A 364-nucleotide genomic window follows, 5' to 3' on the forward strand; every position below is an offset into this window, starting at 1 on the left:
TGAGGTCAAATCTTGAGAGTGTTTCTGCAATCGCTTCTCAGCTGAAATGTTCCAAAGAGGATGTTTTGGATAAGGCGCAACAGCAGCTCGATAAAGTTAAGCTGCTAGAGAAAGAATTGGAAAAATTAAAGTCCAAGCTCGCAGCTGATGCTGGAAGTGAGATCGCCGGATCAGCTATCGAGATAAGCGGTGTCAAGGTATTAGCCAAGAAAGTCGACGGTATGGACCGAAAAGGATTAATGGATGCTGTTGATAAGTTAAAGAATGAGCTTGGTGAGGCGGTCGTGATGTTGGCCTCGGTTGAGGATGACAAGGTGACTCTGATAAGTGGTGTTTCCAAGTCAATATCGAAACGGTTTCCAGC

Annotated in this window: 1 protein-coding gene; it reads left to right on the forward strand. The window is 45.1% G+C overall.

All coding sequences use genetic code 11. The annotated features are described in order from the left end of the window. Positions 1 to 65 precede the first annotated feature (65 nt). A partial coding sequence (locus A3751_RS00285) for a DHHA1 domain-containing protein (protein ID WP_231876800.1) occupies positions 66 to 364 on the forward strand: 299 nt, incomplete at its 3' end.

Source organism: Oleiphilus sp. HI0080, assembly GCF_001635135.1.